Source organism: Micropruina glycogenica (assembly GCF_900289045.1).
In the GTDB taxonomy this organism is placed as follows: Bacteria; Actinomycetota; Actinomycetes; order Propionibacteriales; family Propionibacteriaceae; genus Micropruina; species Micropruina glycogenica.
Window position 1 is genome coordinate 1,266,922 of sequence record NZ_LT985188.1, and the last position, 18,825, is coordinate 1,285,746.

The 18,825-nt window shown below is 67.7% G+C and carries 19 protein-coding genes and 1 tRNA gene; 7 read left to right on the forward strand and 13 right to left on the reverse strand.

Annotated elements, in window-relative coordinates; genetic code table 11:
- Positions 1 to 29 precede the first annotated feature (29 nt).
- The 6 genes from MPLG2_RS05880 to prfB form a co-directional block, all read right to left on the reverse strand.
- Positions 30 to 1,760 carry a DUF2207 domain-containing protein gene (locus MPLG2_RS05880; protein WP_105185336.1) on the reverse strand — a complete coding sequence of 577 codons (1,731 nt, stop codon included), beginning with the start codon at positions 1,758 to 1,760 and terminating at the stop codon, positions 30 to 32.
- Complete coding sequence (smpB, locus tag MPLG2_RS05885) at positions 1,757 to 2,230, reverse strand: SsrA-binding protein SmpB (RefSeq protein ID WP_105185337.1); 474 nt, start codon at positions 2,228 to 2,230, stop codon at positions 1,757 to 1,759. Before smpB ends, MPLG2_RS05880 begins: the two co-directional genes overlap by 4 nt.
- Positions 2,231 to 2,297: 67 nt before the next feature.
- A complete protein-coding gene (locus tag MPLG2_RS05890) occupies positions 2,298 to 3,578 on the reverse strand; it encodes a M23 family metallopeptidase (RefSeq protein ID WP_105185338.1) in 1,281 nt (426 codons plus the stop codon).
- 97 nt (positions 3,579 to 3,675) lie between these two features.
- Positions 3,676 to 4,578, reverse strand: coding sequence for a permease-like cell division protein FtsX (ftsX, locus tag MPLG2_RS05895; RefSeq protein ID WP_231935850.1), 903 nt, complete (start codon positions 4,576 to 4,578; stop codon positions 3,676 to 3,678).
- A gap of 57 nt (positions 4,579 to 4,635) precedes the next feature.
- Positions 4,636 to 5,319: a cell division ATP-binding protein FtsE gene (gene ftsE / locus MPLG2_RS05900; protein WP_105185340.1), complete on the reverse strand. Its 684-nt coding sequence runs from the start codon at positions 5,317 to 5,319 to the stop codon at positions 4,636 to 4,638.
- 313 nt (positions 5,320 to 5,632) lie between these two features.
- Positions 5,633 to 6,742 (reverse strand): peptide chain release factor 2, encoded by a 1,110-nt coding sequence (prfB, locus tag MPLG2_RS05905; RefSeq protein ID WP_105185341.1) that lies wholly within the window; start codon positions 6,740 to 6,742, stop codon positions 5,633 to 5,635.
- A 140-nt stretch (positions 6,743 to 6,882) separates the two neighbouring features.
- Between prfB and MPLG2_RS05910 the strand changes: the two genes are divergently transcribed.
- Together MPLG2_RS05910 and MPLG2_RS05915 are read left to right on the forward strand one after the other, a co-directional pair.
- Positions 6,883 to 7,074: a hypothetical protein gene (locus MPLG2_RS05910; protein ID WP_105185342.1), complete on the forward strand. Its 192-nt coding sequence runs from the start codon at positions 6,883 to 6,885 to the stop codon at positions 7,072 to 7,074.
- Positions 7,075 to 7,226: 152 nt separating this feature from the next.
- Positions 7,227 to 7,574 carry a VOC family protein gene (locus tag MPLG2_RS05915; protein WP_105185343.1) on the forward strand — a complete coding sequence of 116 codons (348 nt, stop codon included), beginning with the start codon at positions 7,227 to 7,229 and terminating at the stop codon, positions 7,572 to 7,574.
- 19 nt (positions 7,575 to 7,593) lie between these two features.
- Here MPLG2_RS05915 and MPLG2_RS05920 read toward each other — a convergent pair whose 3' ends face one another.
- From MPLG2_RS05920 to MPLG2_RS05950, 7 genes are all read right to left on the reverse strand, one after another.
- Positions 7,594 to 8,322, reverse strand: a complete 729-nt coding sequence (locus MPLG2_RS05920) for an anti-sigma factor (protein WP_105185344.1) — start codon at positions 8,320 to 8,322, stop codon at positions 7,594 to 7,596.
- The gene (locus MPLG2_RS05925; protein ID WP_105185345.1) at positions 8,309 to 8,881 is read right to left on the reverse strand and encodes an RNA polymerase sigma factor; all 573 of its coding nucleotides are present in this window, start codon (positions 8,879 to 8,881) and stop codon (positions 8,309 to 8,311) included. The genes MPLG2_RS05920 and MPLG2_RS05925 overlap by 14 nt, the downstream gene beginning before the upstream one ends.
- Before the next feature lie 80 nt (positions 8,882 to 8,961).
- Positions 8,962 to 9,759, reverse strand: coding sequence for a fasciclin domain-containing protein (locus MPLG2_RS05930; RefSeq protein ID WP_197710099.1), 798 nt, complete (start codon positions 9,757 to 9,759; stop codon positions 8,962 to 8,964).
- 227 nt (positions 9,760 to 9,986) lie between these two features.
- Positions 9,987 to 10,060: transfer RNA gene (locus tag MPLG2_RS05935), tRNA-Val, on the reverse strand.
- A gap of 203 nt (positions 10,061 to 10,263) precedes the next feature.
- Positions 10,264 to 10,686 carry a DUF3052 domain-containing protein gene (locus MPLG2_RS05940; protein ID WP_105185346.1) on the reverse strand — a complete coding sequence of 141 codons (423 nt, stop codon included), beginning with the start codon at positions 10,684 to 10,686 and terminating at the stop codon, positions 10,264 to 10,266.
- A 141-nt stretch (positions 10,687 to 10,827) separates the two neighbouring features.
- A complete protein-coding gene (gene aceE, locus MPLG2_RS05945) occupies positions 10,828 to 13,584 on the reverse strand; it encodes a pyruvate dehydrogenase (acetyl-transferring), homodimeric type (protein ID WP_105185347.1) in 2,757 nt (918 codons plus the stop codon).
- 176 nt (positions 13,585 to 13,760) lie between these two features.
- Entirely contained in the window at positions 13,761 to 14,774 is a 1,014-nt protein-coding gene (locus MPLG2_RS05950) for a PHP domain-containing protein (protein ID WP_105185348.1), read from the reverse strand.
- 175 nt (positions 14,775 to 14,949) lie between these two features.
- Between MPLG2_RS05950 and MPLG2_RS05955 the strand changes: the two genes are divergently transcribed.
- From MPLG2_RS05955 to MPLG2_RS05975, 5 genes are all read left to right on the forward strand, one after another.
- A complete protein-coding gene (locus MPLG2_RS05955) occupies positions 14,950 to 15,105 on the forward strand; it encodes a hypothetical protein (RefSeq protein ID WP_231935851.1) in 156 nt (51 codons plus the stop codon).
- A 210-nt stretch (positions 15,106 to 15,315) separates the two neighbouring features.
- Positions 15,316 to 15,504: a PIN domain-containing protein gene (locus tag MPLG2_RS19335; RefSeq protein ID WP_231935853.1), complete on the forward strand. Its 189-nt coding sequence runs from the start codon at positions 15,316 to 15,318 to the stop codon at positions 15,502 to 15,504.
- 75 nt (positions 15,505 to 15,579) lie between these two features.
- The gene (locus MPLG2_RS05965; protein WP_105185350.1) at positions 15,580 to 16,773 is read left to right on the forward strand and encodes a PucR family transcriptional regulator; all 1,194 of its coding nucleotides are present in this window, start codon (positions 15,580 to 15,582) and stop codon (positions 16,771 to 16,773) included.
- Positions 16,774 to 16,858: 85 nt separating this feature from the next.
- Positions 16,859 to 17,830, forward strand: coding sequence for an ACP S-malonyltransferase (locus MPLG2_RS05970; protein WP_231935856.1), 972 nt, complete (start codon positions 16,859 to 16,861; stop codon positions 17,828 to 17,830).
- A complete protein-coding gene (locus MPLG2_RS05975) occupies positions 17,827 to 18,822 on the forward strand; it encodes a beta-ketoacyl-ACP synthase III (RefSeq protein WP_105185352.1) in 996 nt (331 codons plus the stop codon). Before MPLG2_RS05970 ends, MPLG2_RS05975 begins: the two co-directional genes overlap by 4 nt.
- The last annotated feature ends 3 nt before the right edge of the window (positions 18,823 to 18,825 follow it).

An 18,825-nucleotide genomic window follows, 5' to 3' on the forward strand; every position in this document is an offset into this window, starting at 1 on the left:
CGTTCCCGCAGTCCTGCTTGCCCGCCCGCTCAGCCGGAGCCCCCGCCCGGATCGCGTGTGGAGGGGCTCGAGGCCACCAACGCGGTCAAACCCGACACCTGCCCCGGCACGTCACTGAGGTTCCAGGTCGCGCCGTCGTACCCGGTCGGCGCCACGTCCGGCAGCCGTCCGTCGGCCACCAGTTGGCGGCACAGGGTCGTCCAGCGTTCGGTCAGGTCGAACAGGATCGCCCAGGGCAGGTAGCGCGAGAAGATGTCGTCGCCCTCGGCGCCGCGCAGCTCATCGGCCTCGACGGTGGCCAGGTGGCGCCGGAAACCCTCGACCTGATCGGTCAGCGCTCTGCCCAGCCCCGTGCGCTGACCGCGCCGCAGCTTGTGCCGCACGACGGCAAGGGTGAGCACAACGGAGACAAGCACCGGCACGAGATACCACGCCATGGCGCCAAGAAAGAGAAAGGCGACGTAGCCCACGGCCAGAGCGGCGATCACGCTGGTTCCTGCCGAGCGTGCGGGGTTGGCTCGAATGAACCAGCCGTCGGCGTCCGCGCGCTGCCGCGCCACGGCCACGATGCGGTCATGCCCCTCGGCAAGCAGTCCGGGCGAGTTCAGCGCGGCCACCGTGACGCCGCCGTCGAACAACTCCTCCAACAACACCACGGACGGCCGGTCGCGCGCCCTGCGCGAATCGACCAGGCGCGCCTGGGGGTGATCGCCTCCGCGCAGCCGAATGGCACCGTCGATCGCAAGTCCGACCAGGGTGGCGGCGGTGTGCCGCGGGTTCGGCCGGCCGTCGAGCAACAGCCCCGCCTCGACCAGGGGCACGCTGGGTGGTGCGAGGGCGACCGGAACCTCGACGCCCGGGTCGGGCACCTCCTCGACGGCCTCGCCCGAGGCGGGCACCACTCCGGCCGGCAGGCCGTCGAAGCGCCGGTCGTAACCGTTGCGGCGGTAGTACCACCAGCCGAACAGCGGCGTGACCAGGGCCACGAGGCCGCCCCCGGCCAGCGCCACCCGCTCGTGCCGCTGCTGGGTGACGTCGGCGCTCTCGACCAGAATGGGGCCTCCCCGCGTGAGCCGTGACCGCAGCTTCGCCGCGATCGTGAGCGGGTTGCCCGCGGCGATCGTGGTGGCCACGAACCGTCCGACGCCCTGGTCGATCAGCCGGGTCGGGCACGGATCGTCCGCACCGACCGGCCCCGCCGAACAGAACACCTCTTGCACCCCGCCGGGCACGTTGACGGTCACGCTGGCGGTCACCACGCGGGGAAACTGGGTGCCGGTGACGTCCCAGTACAACTCGTCGTAGCCCGGGAAGGTGCGCATCGCCCCACGCACCGTGTAGCTCAGGTCGTAGGTGGCGGTCGGCTCGAAGATCGTGCGTCTGGGATCGCCCACCCTCACCCGCATGGACTGCGTTCGGCCCTCACCGAGGTCGCGTTGCACGGTCGTGGTGGTCGACACGTCGTCGGGGCTGGTGACCGTCGGGTCGGTGATCTCGAAGATCAGGTCTTCGTCGTCGTCGTACGGCTCGCGGGTGACGAGCCAGCGTTCGAGGCCGTGCCGTCCGGAGTTGGGGCCGAACCGCAGCACAATGCGCTCGTCGACCCGCAGCGACCCGTCGTCGTTCAGCGTGTACGAAACGGTGAGGGTGTCGATCTGATCGCCGGTGGCCGCGTGCGCGGGCCTCGGTTGCAGGCCGGTCAGGGCGATGGTGAGCGTGATCCAGCCCAGCAGCAGCCAGGGCCGAGCACGCACGATCATTCGCCCCGGTTGCGCGCCGCCAAGGCTCGGGCCGCGTCACGATTCGCTTCGCGCTCGGCGATGGTCTGCCGCTTGTCCCAGTCCTTCTTGCCCGTGGCGATCGCCAACTCGACCTTGGCGTACCCGTCGTTGAAGTACAGCGCGAGCGGCACGATGGTGCGGCCGGACGCGGTGGTCGCCCGCTCGAGCTTCTCGATCTCGCGCCGGTGCAGCAACAGTTTTCGCTTACGCCGGGTGGCGTGATTGGTCCAGGTGCCGAAGGTGTACTCGGGAATGTGCGCATTGCGCAGCCACACCTCGCCGTCGTCGACGGTGGCGAAGGCGTCGGCCAGCGACGCGCGACCGAGCCGCAACGACTTCACCTCGGTGCCGGTGAGCACCAGCCCGGCCTCGAACCGATCGCCCAGGTGGTAGTCGTGCCGCGCCTTGCGATTCTGGGCGACCATGATGCGCCCCTTCTCACGTGGCATGGTGCTCGAACTCCCCTGGTCGACGCCTGATCAGAGGGTCAGCCTAGCAAGGGGCTATGCCAGAGCGTCAGGGGATGTACCGCATCGGGTTCACGACGCCGCCGTTCACGTAGACCTGCAGGTGCAGATGGCAGCCCGTCGACAGCCCGGTGGTGCCCACGTAGCCGATCAGCTGGCCCTGCTTCACCCGCTGGCCACGGTGCACGATGATGCGCGACTGGTGGGCGTAGCCGGTTGAGACGTACTTGCCGCCGATGATGCCGTGGTCGATGACGGTGTAGTTGCCGAAGCCACCCTGGCGGCCCGCGCTGGCCACCCGGCCGTCGTTCGCGGCGTAGATCGCCATACCGCAGGGTGCGCCGAAGTCGGTGCCGCGATGCATGCGCCACACGTGCAGGATCGGGTGGTAACGAAGCCCGAAGGGCGAACCCGGCGAGACGTTGACAGGCCTGATGAACCCCTTGGACGACTGGTTGCGTGGCACGTAGGTCTTGCCCGCCTTCTTCGCAGCGGCGCGGCGCTTCGCCTCGGCCGCGGCTGCCTTCTTGCGAGCGATCTCGGCGCGGCGCCGGATCTCGGCCGAGATCTTCGCCTCCTGCGACTGCAGCTTGCGGTATTCGGCCTGCTCGGCGGCGAGGTCTGCCTTGGCGGCCGTCTTGGCCTTGGCCAGGCTGGCCACCTTGCCCGAGACGTTCGCCCGGGCCAGGGCCGCCTGGCTCTGCAACACCTTGAGGTGGGCCACGTTCGCTTCGGACTCGGCCTTGTCGGCAGCGATCTGCTGCTCGATCACGGCCTGAGCCTGCTGAGCGGCCACCAGTTTGGCCTTCAAGTCACGCAGTCGCTTCAGTTGGGCGGTGGTGGCGTCGAACACGGTGGTCGACCAGTGCAGCCGCTGCGAGAGGTCGCCGGTGTCGGCCGAGTCAAATACCACGCTCAGGCCGACCAGATCGGTCTGCTGCTGAAAGGCGTCGCGAGCGACCTGGCCCATCACGCTGAGTTGGGCGTCGACTTCGGCCCTGGCTGCCGCCACGGCCTGCTTGGCCTTCGCGAGCTTGTCGCGGGCCGCGGCCAGCCGGGCAGCGATGGCGGCATCCTGGCTCTTGGCCTGCGCCACGGCGGCGTCGGCCGCCGAAAGCGCGCGTTGGGCCTTGGCCAGCGCCGACTGCGCCTTGGCCAGTTTGGCCACGGCCTTCGACATTTCGGCCTTCGACTCGGCGACGTCCTTCTTCGACGCGACGATCGACTTGCGCACGTCGTCGCGCTTGTCGTTGAGGTCGTCGGCGGCTGCGGGCGAGACCAGCCCGAGGGTCAGGCAGAGCGTCAGCGCGGCGATCAGCGAACGCAACAAACGCGAAGCGGTCGCAGGTGTGTTCTTCGTTGTGCAGGTGGGGGAAGTCACCTGGTTCACGATCGGGCCCCAATCGGTTGGCGAGGGCCCGGTGCGACTAGACCCTCAGGTACTTTCGAGTGGCGATCAGCGTGGGGATGACAGAAAGCACCACCGCCACGGCGATGACCCCGAGCATTGCCAATCCGACGTGTGACCAGCCAATCCACTCCACACTCTCGCGTGAGGGTTGAGCCTTGTCGATAATCAAGAACTTTTGTAGCGCAGCCAATGATCCACAGGCCAAAAGCGCTCCTGCCAGGGCAGCGACGAGAGATTCGAGCAGGAACGGCACCATGATGTACCAGTTTGAGGCGCCTACCAGCCGCATGATCCCCAGTTCGCGGCGGCGCGAGAACGCGGCCATGCGAATCGTCGTGCCGATCTGTAGCGCGGCCGCCAGCAACAACAGCACGCTGAGCCCGATGGTCGTCCATTTGGCGATGTTGAGCCAGTCGAACAGAGGGTCGAGGTACTGGCGAAGATCGCTGACGGCCTGCACGCCGGGCAGGCCGGAGACGGCCGAGACCACGCCCTGGTACTGCTCAGGGTTCTTCAGCTTGATTCTGAAGTTGTCTTGCATCATGTCTTGGGTCATGTCGGCCAGCACCGGAGAGTCCTTGAAGACGCGCTGGAAGTCGACCCACACCTCGGCCTTGCTCTCGTAGTAGACCGTGGCGACCTCGGGGTTGGTCTCGAGCGTGGTGCGAATGGCGTTCTTCTGGGCGTCGGTGGCCCCTTGGCCCGGGTCACAGTTGCCGCCCTTGCTGTCGGCGACGCACAAGAACACGCTGATTTCGATCTTGTCGTACCAACGGCCCTTGAGCAGCTCGACTTGTTGGGCGCCCAGCAGGCCGCCACCGAACAGTGTCAGCGAGACCCACATGGTGACGATCACGGCCAGGGTCATGCTGAGGTTTCGACGCAGGCCTGACCAGGCCTCACGCAGGGTGTGCCGCATGGCGGGCTCCTTGCTCGGGTCGGGACGGGCTGGGCTGGATTCGCGCGGTGATCGTCATCAGTAGCCGTACACACCCTTGCTCTGGTCACGGACGATCTCGCCGTCGACCAACTCGATCACCCGCTTGCGCATCTGGTCGACGATCGCGGAGTCGTGGGTGGCCATCACCACGGTGGTGCCGGTGCGGTTGATCTGGTCGAGCAGCTTCATGATGCCGATGCTGGTCGTCGGGTCCAGGTTGCCGGTCGGTTCGTCAGCGAGCAGAATCGCGGGCCGGTTCACGAAGGCGCGGGCGATCGCCACCCGCTGCTGCTCGCCGCCCGACAGTTCGTCGGTCTGCCGCCCGCCCTTGCCGTCGAGCCCGACCAGTTCGAGGGTTTCGGGCACCAGCCGTTTGATGGTCGACTGCGGTTTGCCGATCACCTGAAGCGCGAACGCCACGTTCTCGGTGACGGTTTTGCCTGGCAGCAGCCGGAAGTCCTGAAACACCGTGCCGATCTGTCGGCGCAGGCCCGGCACCTTCCACGAATGCATCCGCGACAGGTCCTTGCCGGCCACGAAGATGCGGCCCTTGGTGGCCTGGTACTCGCGCAACACCAGGCGCATGAAGGTGGACTTGCCGCTGCCGGAGCTGCCGACCAGAAAGACGAACTCGCCCTTGTCGATCGTCACGTCGACCCCCGACAGGGCAGCGCGCCGCTGGCCTTCATAGATTTTGGTGACGTCTTCGAACGTGATCACGTGATTGGACTCCGGTCGGGTTGACGATGGGAAGTTTCGCGAGCGTGCCGCTGCGCCGACCAGCTTGAAGTCTAGGCGAGCCTGCTCACCAGGCTCGACGCGCCACGCCCGGGGCGGGCCGGTTGGCGCGCATTGTCGCTGGTCGAGCCTGTCGAGACCCCTGGTGGTTGCCGAAGCCCCGATTTCGCTGGTCGAGCCTGTCGAGAGCCGTTGCGCCTAGGGGCCTAGACGAGCTGAACCAACGACCCTCGCGTTGCTCAATGGTGGTTTCGAAGAGCTCAACCGCGCGTTTCGGCAGTGATGAGCGCCTGCCTCAGCGCTCCCCCTGCTGGCGGCGCCAGCGAATGCCGGCGTCGATGAAGCCGTCCAGATCACCGTCGAACACCGCGTCGGGGCTGCCCACCTCATAGTCGGTGCGCAGGTCTTTGACCATCTGGTAGGGGTGCAGCACATAGCTGCGCATCTGCGAACCCCACGAGTTGCCGGCGTCGCTCTTCAGCGCGTTGAGTTCGGCCTCGCGGTCACGGCGGGCCTTCTCGAGCAACCGTGACTGCAGCACCTTCATAGCCGCCACTTTGTTCTGCAACTGGCTCTTCTCGTTCTGGCAGCTGACCACGATGCCGGTGGGCAGGTGGGTGAGCCGCACCGCCGAGTCGGTGGTGTTGACGCTCTGGCCGCCGGGACCGGAGCTGCGAAAGACGTCCACCCGAATGTCGGCCTCGGGAATCTCGATGTGGTCGGCCTCTTCGGTGACCGGCAACACCTCGACGCCCGCGAACGACGTCTGGCGCCGGCCCTGGTTGTCGAACGGGCTGATGCGCACCAGCCGGTGGGTGCCCTGCTCGACGCTGAGCGTGCCGTAGGCGAAGGGCGCCTTGACCGTGAAGGTCGCCGACTTGATGCCTGCTTCCTCGGCGTAGCTGGTGTCGTACACCTCGGCGGCGTATCCGTGCCGCTCGGACCAGCGCAGGTACATGCGCAGCAACATCTCGGCGAAGTCGGCTGCGTCCACCCCGCCGGCCTCGGACCGGATGGTCACCACGGCGTCACGCTCGTCGTAGTCGCCGTTGAGCAGCGTGCGCACCTCGAGCCCTTGAATGTCGGTGGCCAGCCGGCTCAGTTCGCGGCCGGCCTCGGCCAGGGTGTCGGCGTCGTCCTCTTCCTGGCCCAGTTCGATCAGTACGGCCAGATCGTCCACCCGTTGCCGAAGCCCGGCCAGCCGGTCGACCTCGGCCTGCAGTGCCGACAGCTTCGAGGTGACGCGTTGCGCGTTGTCCTGGTCGTTCCAGAGATCGGGGGCGGAGGCCTGCTCTTGCAGTTCGGCGATCTGGACGCGCTTGCCCTCAGGGTCGAGAACCGTCTCGATCGACGTCAGAGTCTTGTCGAGTTCGGCGAGATCGGTCAGCAGGTCAGCAGCAGCCACAAGGGAGCAGCTTACTCGAAGCGGCTCTCGCGGTCGCGCGGCTATCGACGTGACCAGTCGCCGTTCGTCGGGTGGGTAACGAGAGGAGAAGACATGCCAACGCAGCAGCACCGACGGCCCGTCGCCGGGGGGTGGGTGCGATGACCCTGCCACTGGCACAGTTCGTCCAACGGGCCGAACGCGAGGCCGAGCCGCGCAGCGGCGCAGGTCACCCGCCGGCCGACGTGTTTGCACCCACCCGCCGCCGACGGGTCGCGCCAGCCTTTCAGAAAATACTGACGCTGATTAGCGTGCAGGTTGTCGATCGGCGTGCGGTTCGTTCGATGAAGTGACTTGCTGTTCGGCGGTGGCTGAGGGCGTGCATCGCACCGCCGACGGCAGAGGTGTACCGGGTTGTCCATCGACCGAGCAGAACGCCGCGAGGTGCGTGCTCAGGCGCCGCGAGCGGCAAGACACTTGAGCGACTCGACACTAGGGTCTGCTCATGACCCTGAAAGTGGTTTCCGTCACCGTCGACAGCACCGATCCCCTGCCGCTCGCCCAGTGGTGGGCCGACCGGCTCGACGCCCGGATCGTCGCCACCAACGATGGCTGGTTCGTCATCGTTTCAGGCGGCAACGCGCCTGGCCAGCTCGCCTTTCAGAAGGTCGACGAGGTTACGCCGGGCAAGAACAGTTGGCATCTCGACCTCGGGGTGTCCGACCGTGTGGCGGCGGTCGCCGAATTGGTTACGGCCGGCGCGACGGTCGTGGACGAGCACACCATGGGCGATTTCACCTGGAGCGTGCTGACCGATCCGCAGGGCAACGTGTTCTGCGTCGCGCCGCACTGACCTCGGCCCGCGGCACGCGTCAGGCGAGTGTGCCGCGCAGCACGCTGTCACCGGAGTGCTGCGGCTTACTGTCGAACTGCTCCCGAGAGATGTCGACGATGCGGTAGCCCTGATCGAACAGGGTGGCGGTGACTGGAAAGACCATTTCTGGCGCCCCGCCGGGTAGCACCCCGATCGACACCATGCGAGCCAGGTCGGTGTTGATCAGCCACACTTCCAGGTACCCCGCGCCAGCGTCGAGGGGGGTCACGCGCAGCGTCAGTTCCAGAGTTCCGGCACTGTTGATGAGGGTGGCCTCGCCGCCCGGCTTCTTGGTGTCGAGGGTGTCGAGCGTGGTCTGCGCCAGCAGCGTCGGTTGCGACTGGGTGAGCCGCGGCACCAGTTGCGAGCCGGCCACGCCGATCGCCACCCCAGCGGCAGCGGCACCGAACAGCCAGGCCCGGCGTGACCAGTGACGCTCCGACACCGGCGCCGGGTTCTGGACCGGCGCGTCCGAACTGGTGGACGCCGTCGCGGGTGGCAGGTCTTCGTGACGGTGGTCATCGACCTCGGCCGCGATCGCGGCCCAGACGAGCTCGGGCGGGTCGGTCAGTTGCACGTCGGCGGTCGCGGCCACGCGCGCCTTCAGGTCGGTGAGTTCAGCCACTGTTGCCGAGCAGTTCGGGCAGCCGCCGACATGCTCGATGTCAGAGTGTGAAACCTTGTCGCCCAAGGCGATGGCCGCCAGCACCTCGTCAGTCGGATGCATCGTTACCCACCCCCTCGAGACCGTCGCGTAGTTGCAGCAACCCGCGCCTCAGGTGACTCTTCACCGTACCCAACGGCAGTTGCAGCCGGGTGGCGATCTGATCGTGGGTAAGGTCGTCGACGAACGCTAGCCGCAGCACGCCGGCCCGCGGCTCCCCCAGGCTGTCGAGCAGCTGAGCGATGAGCACCCTGTCGATCACCGTCGCGTCCAGAGCGGTCGGTTCAGGCAGGGTGGCCGCCCGAGTGCGGGCTGCCTGCAGATCGCGGACGACCCGCGCCCGTTGCGCCAGCCGGTCGGCGACGACGTGCCGGGTGATACCGACCAGCCAGCCCGGGGCGGACCCCCGTGCCGGGTCGATCGTGTGTCGGCTGCGCCACGCTGCCACGAACACCCGCTGGGTGACCTCTTCAGCCTCGTGGTGGTCGCCCAGCAGCCTCAACGCCAGGGTGTGCACCAAGGTGGCGTGCTGGTGGAACAGCTCTGCGAGAGCGGCTTGATCGCCGTCCTTCAGCCTCGGGAGAAGGTCTGCGGCCGCAGCCTCGCCCGATTCGCCCGACACGCGGTCAGCATATTGCGGCTGGTGATGCGACGGGCTCCCCCGACCGGGGGAAACCAGGGGGAACCCGTCACGTGCGGTGGTCAGAGATCCAGCGGCCGCAGCACCAGCACGATGCCGTGTGCGACCTGCTTGTTGCCCTTGTTGATGTCGAACGCCAAGGGGTTGATCAGGGGGTTGAGGTCGTTGGGGTCCTGGTCCTTCAGCACGATCAGCTTCAGCCACTTGCTCTTCACGTCGACGGTGATGGACGCCCCGGGCAGTGCGGTCGCCAGTTTGGCACCGTCGGCCTTCAGCGCGTCCTTGGCCACGATGGTCGCCCCGGGCACCACGTGATACAGCAGGACGCTCTCGACGGCGTCGACCCCGACTGCCGCCACGAGCTTGTTGAACACCGTCTTCTCAGAGCTGTACCGCTTTCCACTCAGGTCGTGCACCAGCACTTGAAAGGCGCGGTCGTTGGGAATGAACGCCGTCAGCGGCACCGAGCCGTCGGTGAGCAGCTTGACCGGGCTGTCGGGCTTGGCCGCGAGGACCGCGAGCACCGCCTCGGTGACGATGTCGTAGTCGTACCAGTTGCGGTCGAACCGGTTGCCGTCGGAGGTGAGGACGGCCGCGAGGCTGCGGTCGCCCAGTTCGGCGGCGTGCGCCGTGGTCGGGCCGAGAATGACGCCTGCGGTGCACGTGACGACGCCGGCAGCGATGCCGGCGATGGTGCGTCGGAGTTGCATGGTGGTCCCTTCGGTCGAGCGCTGCGCGATACGCAGTTCCACCCCTATTTCTTCGCGAGCAGCGCGTTCGGATGCAGCGAGCGCGTGTCGAATCAGCCATTCGGCGACAGGCGCGGCACTGCGGCCTGCGCCCGAACTAGTGGTTTGCATTCCGGCATGCCCCTCAACCCGGCAGCCCGGCGCCTGCCCGTCGTCGCGGCATGCCCCTCAACCCGGCAGCCCGGCGCCATGGGTCGCCAGGCCGCGACGGCCGGCTCGGCGAGGCGCGCGCACCAGTACCGACAGCCGGGCAGCGCGACCCCGGACCCAGAGATCCCGGCATCCGCCGGGATGACGGCGTGGGGCGGGGCCGGGATCAAGGATGGTCGCGACCGCGGTGGGCGCAGAGGGACTCGAACCCCCGACCGCCTGCTTGTAAGGCAGGTGCTCTAACCAACTGAGCTATGCGCCCGTACTCGGCGCCCCATTGTGCCAGGTATTGCGACGGCGATTGAGATCCCGGCATTCGCCGGGATGACGAGGTCACTGCGCTGCCAACCCTGGCTTGACCTTGAGATCCCTGCAGCGCCGCGACGACGAATCAGTGCGCTTGCCAGCCCTGTTGAGATCCCGCGTTGGCCGAGATCAAGGGCCACGTCTGAGTGATGGCTGGGGTTACCGCCGGCCGGCCCTGGGGCGAACCAGCTTCTGCGCCTGCCAGTTGGCCGACACCGATGCCGGGTTGGCCACCGAGAGTCCTGCGGTGAGAGCACCTTCGGCCAGGTCGGTGGGGTCGACGTAGTCGGTACGGCCCACCTTCGGGGTGAGCAGCCAGATGTAACCGGTGGGTGAGAGGTCGGTGAGCGCGTCCACGAGGCCGTCGGCCACGTCGCCGTCGCTGTCGCGCCACCACAGCAGCACCACGTCGACCGCCTCGGTGGCTTCGTAGAGCAGGTCGGCGTCGATGGCGTCCATGACCTGCTCGCGGAGGGCGTCGTCAACGTCGTCGCCCCACCCGAGTTCTTGCACGGCCAAGCCGGGGACCAACCCGAGGGCGACCGCCCCTGCGCCCTTGGTGCTGCCGTCACTGGTGGGCAACTGCTTTCGCTCCCGTCCGATCGAACCTTGTACGCGTAGTCACAGCCTGCCAGATACCCCGCCGGTCGAAAAGCGCCAGAACCGGCGAGCAGAAGGCCGGCACCCCCGATCAGGAGGTGCCGGCCTTCGCGTGGCCGTTGATCAGGCGTCGCCGCCCGCGTTGCCGGACGCCCCCGCGGTGACGTCGAGCAGCTTGTACTTGTCGGCCGCCTGCTTGGGCACGGAGGCGTCGACCTGGCCGTTCTTGGCCAGCGTCTGCAGGGCCCGGACGACCATGGAGGGGCCGTCGATGTGGAAGAACCGGCGCGCCGCCGCCCTTGTGTCGGAGAAGCCGAACCCGTCGGCACCCAGCGAGTGGTACTCGCCCGGCACCCATTGGGCGATCTGGTCCTGCTGCAGCCGCATGTGGTCGCTGGTGGCGATGAACGGCCCGGGACGGCCCTGCAATTGCTTCACCACGAACGGCACCAGGGGCTCTTCGTCGGGGTGCAGGAAGTTGTGCTCGTCGCAGTCCAGCGCATCGCGACGCAACTCGTTCCACGACGTGACGCTCCACACGTCGGCCACGACGCCCCAGTCGTTCTTCAACAGCTCTTGCGCCTCCAACGCCCATGGCACACCCACGCCCGAGGCGAGCAGTTGCGCCCGCGGTGCGTCGTCGCCCACGCCCTCGAACGATCCCTCTTTGAGCAGATAGATGCCGCGTTGGATGCCCTCGACGTCGACGTTGTCGGGCTCGGCCGGCATGACGATCGGCTCGTTGTAGACGGTGATGTAGAAGATCACGTCTTCGGGCGTCTCGCCGTACATGGTTTCGAGGCCGTGCTGCATGATGTGCGCGATCTCGTAGGCGTAGGCCGGGTCGTAGGCACGAATGGCCGGGTTGGTGGCGGCGATGATGTGGCTGTGGCCGTCCATGTGCTGGGTGCCCTCGCCGGCCAGCGTGGTACGACCGGCCGTCGCACCGATCAAGAACCCGCGCGACAGCTGATCCGTGGCCGCCCAGATGCTGTCGGCGGTGCGCTGAAAGCCGAACATCGAGTAGAACACGTAGATCGGCACCATCTGAATGCCGTGCGTGGCGTAGCTGGAGCCCACCGCGGCGAAGGACGCCACCGAGCCGGCCTCGTTGATGCCCAGATGCAGAATCTGGCCGTTCTTGGCCTCGCGGTAGGCCAGCATCAGCTCGTGGTCGACCGGGGTGTAGGTCTGGCCGTGCGGGCTGTAGATCTTGATCGTCGGGAAGAACGAGTCCATACCGAACGTGCGCGCCTCGTCGGGAATGATCGGCACCACACGTGGCGCGAACTCCTTGTCACGCATCAGGTCTTTCAACAACCGCACCCACGCCATGGTGGTGGCGATCTGCTGCTGCCCCGACCCCTTCTTCACCGACTTGTACGCGTCGTCGCCGGGCAGCTTGATCGGCGCCGGGGCGTTGCGACGCTCGGGCAGCGAACCCCCGAGTGCCTTGCGACGCTCCAACGCGTACCGGATCCGGTCGTCACCAGGGCCGGGGTTGATGTAGGGCGGCTGGTAGGGGTTCTCTTCCAGCACCGCGTCGGTGATCGGCATGTCGAGCCGGTCACGGAACTGTTTCAGATCATCCAGCGCCAACTTCTTCATCTGATGCGTCGCATTGCGGCCCGCGAAATGCGAACCCAGGAAGTAGCCCTTGATGGTGTGCGCCAGAATCACCGTCGGGGCGCCGGTGAACTCCGTGGCCGCCTTATAGGCCGCGTACACCTTGTGGTAGTCGTGGCCACCGCGGGTCAGGTTCCACACCTTGTCGCCGGTCCAGTCGTCCACCATCCTCGCCACCCGCGGGTCGCGACCGAAGAAATGCTCCTTGACGTAATCACCGTCGTTGGCGCGGAAGGTCTGGTAGTCACCGTCAGGGGTGGCGTTCATCAGGTTCACCAGGGCACCGTCTCGGTCGGCGGCCAACAGCGGATCCCAGCCGCTGCCCCAGACGACCTTGATCACGTTCCAGCCTGCGCCGCGGAAGAAGCCCTCGAGCTCTTGCATGATCTTGCCGTTGCCGCGCACCGGACCATCGAGACGCTGCAGGTTGCAGTTGACCACGAAGGTCAGGTTGTCGAGCTCGTCATACGACGCCAGTTGCAGCGCGCCACGCGACTCGACCTCGTCCATCTCGCCGTCGCCGAGAAACGCCCACACGTGCTGCTGCGACGTGTCCTTCAGGCCGCGGTTGTGCAGGTACTTGTTGAACTGCGCCTGGTAGATCGCGCTGATCGGGCCGATGCCCATCGATACCGTCGGGAACTCCCAGAACCAGGGCATCTGCCGCGGGTGCGGGTACGACGGCAACGCCCGGATACGCCCGTCCACCAAGTGGGAATGCTCCTGGCGGAAGCCGTCCAGGTCGATCTCGTCGAGTCGTCCCTCAAGAAACGCGCGCGAGTACATGCCGGGCGAAGCGTGGCCCTGGTAGAAGATCTGGTCACCGCCGCCGGGGTGGTCCTTACCACGGAAGAAGTGGTTGAAGCCCACTTCGTACAGGGTGGCCGACGACGCGAACGACGAAATGTGACCGCCGACACCCACGCCCGGACGCTGCGCGCGGTGCACCATGATCGCGGCGTTCCAGCGCACCAAACGACGGAACTTGCGCTCCAGATCGACATCGCCGGGGTACCACGGCTCCTTCTCGGGCGGAATCGTGTTGATGTGGTCGGTGACGGTCAACGACGGCACTCCAAGATGGCGTTCCCGAGAACGCTCCAGCAGCTTCAGCATGATGTAGCGAGCCCGGTTGCGACCGCCCTCGTCGATGATGCCGTCCAGCGACTCGAGCCACTCGGCCGTCTCGTCCGAATCGATGTCGGGAAGGCTGGTGGGCAGTCCGTTCAGGATCGGGCCGACGTTCTCAGTCATGGCCACTGCGAAGTCCTTTCTCATGCGCGTCCCGGCCCTGCAGCGTTTTACGCACGGCGAAGCCGGGTGGGTCGAGTCCATCCTGCCCCATCTAATGCGCGCAGCACACCGGGCCGCTCACGTTTTCGCTGCTGGCGGCCAAAGAAGGGCTCGCTCACTAGCGTCGATGGCTGTGGTCAAGCGCGGCGCGCCCATGCGAGCAGTCTGTCGACCGGCCACGTGGTGATGACCCGATCGGGGTCGATTCCGGCCCGTGACGCCCGGTCGGCGCCGTAGGCCAGAAACTCCAGCTGGCCGGGTGCGTGGGCGTCGGTGTCGATGCTGAACAAGCAGCCGGTGTCATTGGCCAGCGCCAGCAGGTCGTCCGGCGGGTCCTGTCGTTCTGGACGGCTGTTGATCTCGACCGCCACGTCAAAGGCACGGCACGCCTCGAACACCACCTCGGCGTCGAACGAGCTCTGGCCGCGGGTGCCGCGCTCGCCCTGAATCAGCCGTCCGGTGCAGTGCCCGAGCACGTTGGTGCGCGGGTTGGCGATGGCGGCCACCATGCGGTGGGTCATCGACTCCGAATCCATGGCGAGCTTGCTGTGCACGCTGGCCACCACGATGTCGAGCCGGTTGAGCATGAACGGCGACTGGTCGAGGGTGCCGTCGTCGAGAATGTCGACCTCGATGCCCTTCAGCACCCGAAACGGCGCCAGCGCCTCGTTGAGGTCGTCGATCAGGTCGAGCTGGTCGGCCAGCCGCTCGGAGCTCAGACCGCGGGCGACCGTCAGCCTGGGCGAGTGGTCGGTGACGGCGGTGTACTCGTGGCCCAGCGCCCGCGCGGCGAGCATCATCTCTTCGACGGAGCTGCCGCCGTCCGACCAGGTCGAATGGGTGTGCAGGTCGCCCCGCAACGCCTTCAGCAGCGCCGGTTCGGGGCTCACCAGCGGGGTTGCCTTCGCCCGCTTGCCAGCCAGATAGTCGGGCACGCGTCCGGCCAGTGCCTGCTCGATCACCGTCACCGACGTGCTGCCCAACCCCGGCACCTGCTTCCAGGTGCCGGCCGCGGTGTGCTCGGCCCGCTGCTCGACGCTCATCGCGTCGAGGGTGTCGGCGGCGCGGCGAAAGGCACGCACCCGGTAGGTGTCGGCCCGCTCGCGCTCCATCAGGTACGCGATCTCGCGCAGCGCCACCACCGGATCCATCACAACCTCCCGGCGTAACTGTTGCACGGACGACCGGGAGGCCGGCCCAAGGGAATGTCTGCATCACAACCGCATCACTGCTGATGCTGGTCTGCACGAGGTGAGAACCACTGTCGATCTGCCGCCTGCCGCACATGCTCGGGTTCGCGAACCGGCCGCCACCCGCGGGCAGTCGATGTCGGCGGTGATCGCCGATTTGACTCTGCAAGGGCTCGCGCGGCTGAACGTCGACGTCGTCTACTCGCGCGACTCGCGTTCTGGCCTGCCGGTGATCAGCATCGGCGCCCCGGTAACCAGTACCGACGTCGCCGCGGCCTTGGACGACGAGTGACGACGCTGCTGCTCGACGCCGACGTGGTGATCGCCCTCACGGTGGCCGATCACGAGCACTACGAGCGAGCCAGTCGATGGTTCGTGACCGTCGAGCAGGCCGCGGTCTGTCCCGTGGTCGAAGGAGCACTGATTCGGTTTCTGGTTCGGGTGGGCGTGTCGACGACGTCTGCCCGAGCGCTGTTGGCAGCCTGCATACCGCGACCCGCGCATGCAGTTCTGGCCCGACGCGCTTTCGTACGCAGACCTCGCTGTCGGCCACATCGTCGGCCACCGCCCGGTCACCGACGCCTACCTGGCCGGTGTGGCGCTGAGCCGTGGGGGGCGGCTGGCCACACTCGACACTGCGCTCAGCGAGGCACTGTCGCACGCGGTACTGCTGATTCCCCAGCAGCGCTGACCTCACGCCGAGAGCGCGCCGCACCACTAGGCTGTGCAACCGACGAACCCAGTTCAACCCCTTTGAAGGAGAGCGGTGGCGGCCATTCCGGGCATCGGACGCGGCTGGCAGCCGTCCGCGCGGCAACGCAGCACGATCGCCAAGCGACTCACCGGCGCAGCCGCCGAACTGACCACCCAGGCGCTGGCGCAGATCGAAGAGCGGCACCCCTGGTTTCGCGAGCTCGACGCCGAGCACCGCTCGTGGGTGACGCTGGTGGCCCGCGCCGGCATCGACGGATTCGTGCAGTGGTTCGCCGACGAGGGCCGCGACGCCAACCCGTCCGCGGTGTTCGACGCCGCCCCGCGCGCTCTCATGCGGCGCATCACCCTGCACCAGAGCGTCGACCTGATTCGCACCACGATCGACACCGTCGAGGGTCAACTCGAGAGCGTGGTCGGGCGCGGCGACCGTCCGTTGGTGTTCATGGGCATCGTGCAGTACTCGCGTGAGATCGCCTTCGGGGTCGCCGAGGTGTATGCCCGGGCGGCCGAGGCCCGGGGCGGCTGGGACGCCAGGCTCGAAGCGTTGGTGGTCGACGCCGTGATTCGCGGCGAGGCCGACGAAACCGTGCTGTCACGGGCGTCGACGCTGGGGTGGCGCTCCCCCGCCGCGATCACCGTGACCATCGGTGGCGCGCCGGCGAAGGACTCGGCGATCGACTCGATCAGGCGCCTGGTCGGCGAGCGCGGGTTCGACCTGCTGGCCTCCACCCAGGGCGATCGGCTGGTGCTGGTGTTGGGCGGTCCGTCGGGAACCGCAGGCACCGCCTTGACAGTGATCACCGACGTCGCCGAGCACTTCGGCCCTGGCCAGATCGTGGTGGGCCCCGAGGTGAGCGACCTGGTCGAGGCGGCCATGTCGGCCCGTGGCGCCCTCTCGGGCATTCGTGCGGCCGACGCCTGGCCGAGCGCACCGAGGCCGGTGGCGGCCGACGACCTGCTGCCCGAACGCGCGCTGGCCGGCGACGGCCACGCCCGGCGCATGCTCGCCCGCGAGATCTACGGCCAACTGCGCGACGCCGGCGCCGACCTGCTCGAAACGCTGGTGGCCTACCTCGACAACAGTGGGTCGGTCGAGGCCACTGCGCGCGCACTGTTCGTGCACCCGAACACCGTGCGGTACCGGCTGCGCCGCATCGCCGAGGTGTCGGGCTATCACCCGGCGGACGCCCGCAGCGCCTACGTTTTACGGTTGTCGGTCACCCTCGGACGGCTGATGACGTCGTAGTACCACAAAGCGCAGCACGTTTCGTGCGGTGCGCCGCGCTCTGCCGTTGTAGAAACCCGACAAGAACCTCTGTCACATTTTCGTCATGTCCGACTGCCCTTCCGGACGCGATTCGCGCAAGAGTAGTGCCGTGCTAGCAATCCTCGCACCAGGTCAGGGCGCACAGACACCGGGCTTCCTGGCTTCCTGGCTCACCGACGACACCGCTCGCGCCCAGTTGCAGACACTGTCTGGGGTGGCCGGGCTCGACCTCGCACAACTCGGCACCGATGCCGATGCCGACACGATTCGGCAGACCGACATCGCGCAGCCGCTGCTGGTGGCCGCCGGCGTCGTGGCGGCCGAGCGGCTGCTGGCCGGTGGCCCAACACCCGATGTGGTAGCCGGCCACAGCGTCGGTGAGATCACCGCAGCCGCCATCACCGGCGTGCTGACCCCCACCGAGGCGATGGCTTTCGTGGCCACCCGCGGGCGCGGTATGGCTGCTGCCTCGAACGTGCGGCCGACCTCGATGATGGCCGTCGTGGGCGGCAACGCCGACGAGGTGCTGGCCGCGATCGAGGCTGCTGGACTCACCGCCGCCAACAACAACGGGCCCGGCCAGATCGTGGCCGCCGGCACCGTCGAAGAGTTGGGCGTGCTGGCCGCCGACCCGCCGGCCAGGGCGCGGCTGATACAGCTGAGCGTGGCCGGCGCCTTTCACACCGTGCACATGCAGCCCGCCGTCGCCACGCTCGAACAGCTGGCCGCCACGCTGAGCCCGCACGACCCGTCCACGGTGCTGCTCAGCAACGCCGACGGCCGCGCCATCGACAACGGCACCGAGTTTCTGCGCCGGCTGGTCAGCCAGGTCGGCAATCCGGTGCGTTGGGACCTGTGCCTCGACGCGCTGCGCGATCTGGGTGTCACCGGCGTTCTCGAACTGCCCCCCGCCGGAACCCTTACCGGCATCGCCAAGCGCAACCTCAAGGGAGTCGCGTTGTTCAACCTCAACACCCCTGATCAGCTCGACGACGCGCGGGCCTTCGTGGCCGAGCACGCGGGAGCCCACGCATGAGCGCCCCGATCGCCGCCGGCGTCGGCGCCCCGTACGCCCGCCTGCTGTCGGTCGCCTCGTACGTGCCGTCGCGGGTGGTCGACAACGCCGAGATGTGCACGTTCATCGACAGCTCTGATGAGTGGATTCAGCAGCGCACCGGCATCGCCGAGCGTCGCTGGGTGGGCGAGGGCGAAACCGTCGAGACCATGGCGTTGGCGGCCGCGCGAACCGCGGTCGAGCGGGCCGGCATCGACCCGGCCGACATCGGCGCCGTGATCGTGTCGACCGTCACCTACTTTCACCAGACGCCCAGCCTCGCCGCCAAGCTCGCCTACGAACTGGGCACCAACGGCGCGGCCTTCGACATCTCGGCCGCCTGCGCGGGCTTCTGCTACGGACTGGCCCAGGCCGAGTCGCTGGTGCGCTCGGGCGCCGCGAAGTACGCGGTGGTGATCGGCGTCGAGGAACTCAGCCGGTTCACCGACATTCACGACCGCAGCACCGCGTTCTTGTTCGCCGACGGCGCGGGCGCGGCGGTCGTCGGCCCCAGCGAAACCAACGGCATCGGCCCGGTGGTGTGGGGCTCAGACGGCTCGCAGGCCGACGCGATCAACCAGACCTCCGAGTGGAGCGAGGCGATGCAGGGCGGCACCCAGCCCTACATCGCGATGGACGGCCGGGCCGTGTTCAAGTGGGCCAGCGGCTTCATCGCCGACGCCACCAAGAAGGTGCTCGAGGTTGCGCAGCTGAGCCCCGAAGAGCTTGACGTGTTCATTCCACACCAGGCCAACAACCGCATCACCGACGCCATGCTGCGTCACCTCAAGTTGCCCGAGAACGTGGTGGTGGCGCGCACCATCAAGCAGTTCGGCAACAACTCGGCCGCCTCGGTACCGATGGCGATGGACCAGTTGCTCAGCACCGGCCAGGCGAAGTCGGGCCAGACCGCGCTGCTGATCGGTTTCGGCGCCGGCCTGGTCTATGCGGGCCAGGTCGTCACCCTGCCCTAAGTT

Bases quoted from the DNA above. Each gene is read 5' to 3' on its own strand.
- smpB (WP_105185337.1), bottom strand. From the start codon at position 2,230: ATGCCACGTGAGAAGGGGCGCATCATGGTCGCCCAGAATCGCAAGGCG.
- MPLG2_RS19335 (WP_231935853.1), top strand. From the start codon at position 15,316: ATGCAGTTCTGGCCCGACGCGCTTTCGTACGCAGACCTCGCTGTCGGC.
- MPLG2_RS05920 (WP_105185344.1), bottom strand. From the start codon at position 8,322: ATGCATCCGACTGACGAGGTGCTGGCGGCCATCGCCTTGGGCGACAAG.
- MPLG2_RS05975 (WP_105185352.1), top strand. From the start codon at position 17,827: ATGAGCGCCCCGATCGCCGCCGGCGTCGGCGCCCCGTACGCCCGCCTG.
- MPLG2_RS05880 (WP_105185336.1), bottom strand. From the start codon at position 1,760: ATGATCGTGCGTGCTCGGCCCTGGCTGCTGCTGGGCTGGATCACGCTC.
- MPLG2_RS05970 (WP_231935856.1), top strand. From the start codon at position 16,859: ATGTCCGACTGCCCTTCCGGACGCGATTCGCGCAAGAGTAGTGCCGTG.
- MPLG2_RS05950 (WP_105185348.1), bottom strand. From the start codon at position 14,774: ATGGATCCGGTGGTGGCGCTGCGCGAGATCGCGTACCTGATGGAGCGC.
- MPLG2_RS05930 (WP_197710099.1), bottom strand. From the start codon at position 9,759: ATGCAAACCACTAGTTCGGGCGCAGGCCGCAGTGCCGCGCCTGTCGCC.
- MPLG2_RS05915 (WP_105185343.1), top strand. From the start codon at position 7,227: ATGACCCTGAAAGTGGTTTCCGTCACCGTCGACAGCACCGATCCCCTG.
- ftsX (WP_231935850.1), bottom strand. From the start codon at position 4,578: ATGCGGCACACCCTGCGTGAGGCCTGGTCAGGCCTGCGTCGAAACCTC.
- aceE (WP_105185347.1), bottom strand. From the start codon at position 13,584: ATGACTGAGAACGTCGGCCCGATCCTGAACGGACTGCCCACCAGCCTT.
- MPLG2_RS05910 (WP_105185342.1), top strand. From the start codon at position 6,883: ATGACCCTGCCACTGGCACAGTTCGTCCAACGGGCCGAACGCGAGGCC.
- MPLG2_RS05955 (WP_231935851.1), top strand. From the start codon at position 14,950: ATGTCGGCGGTGATCGCCGATTTGACTCTGCAAGGGCTCGCGCGGCTG.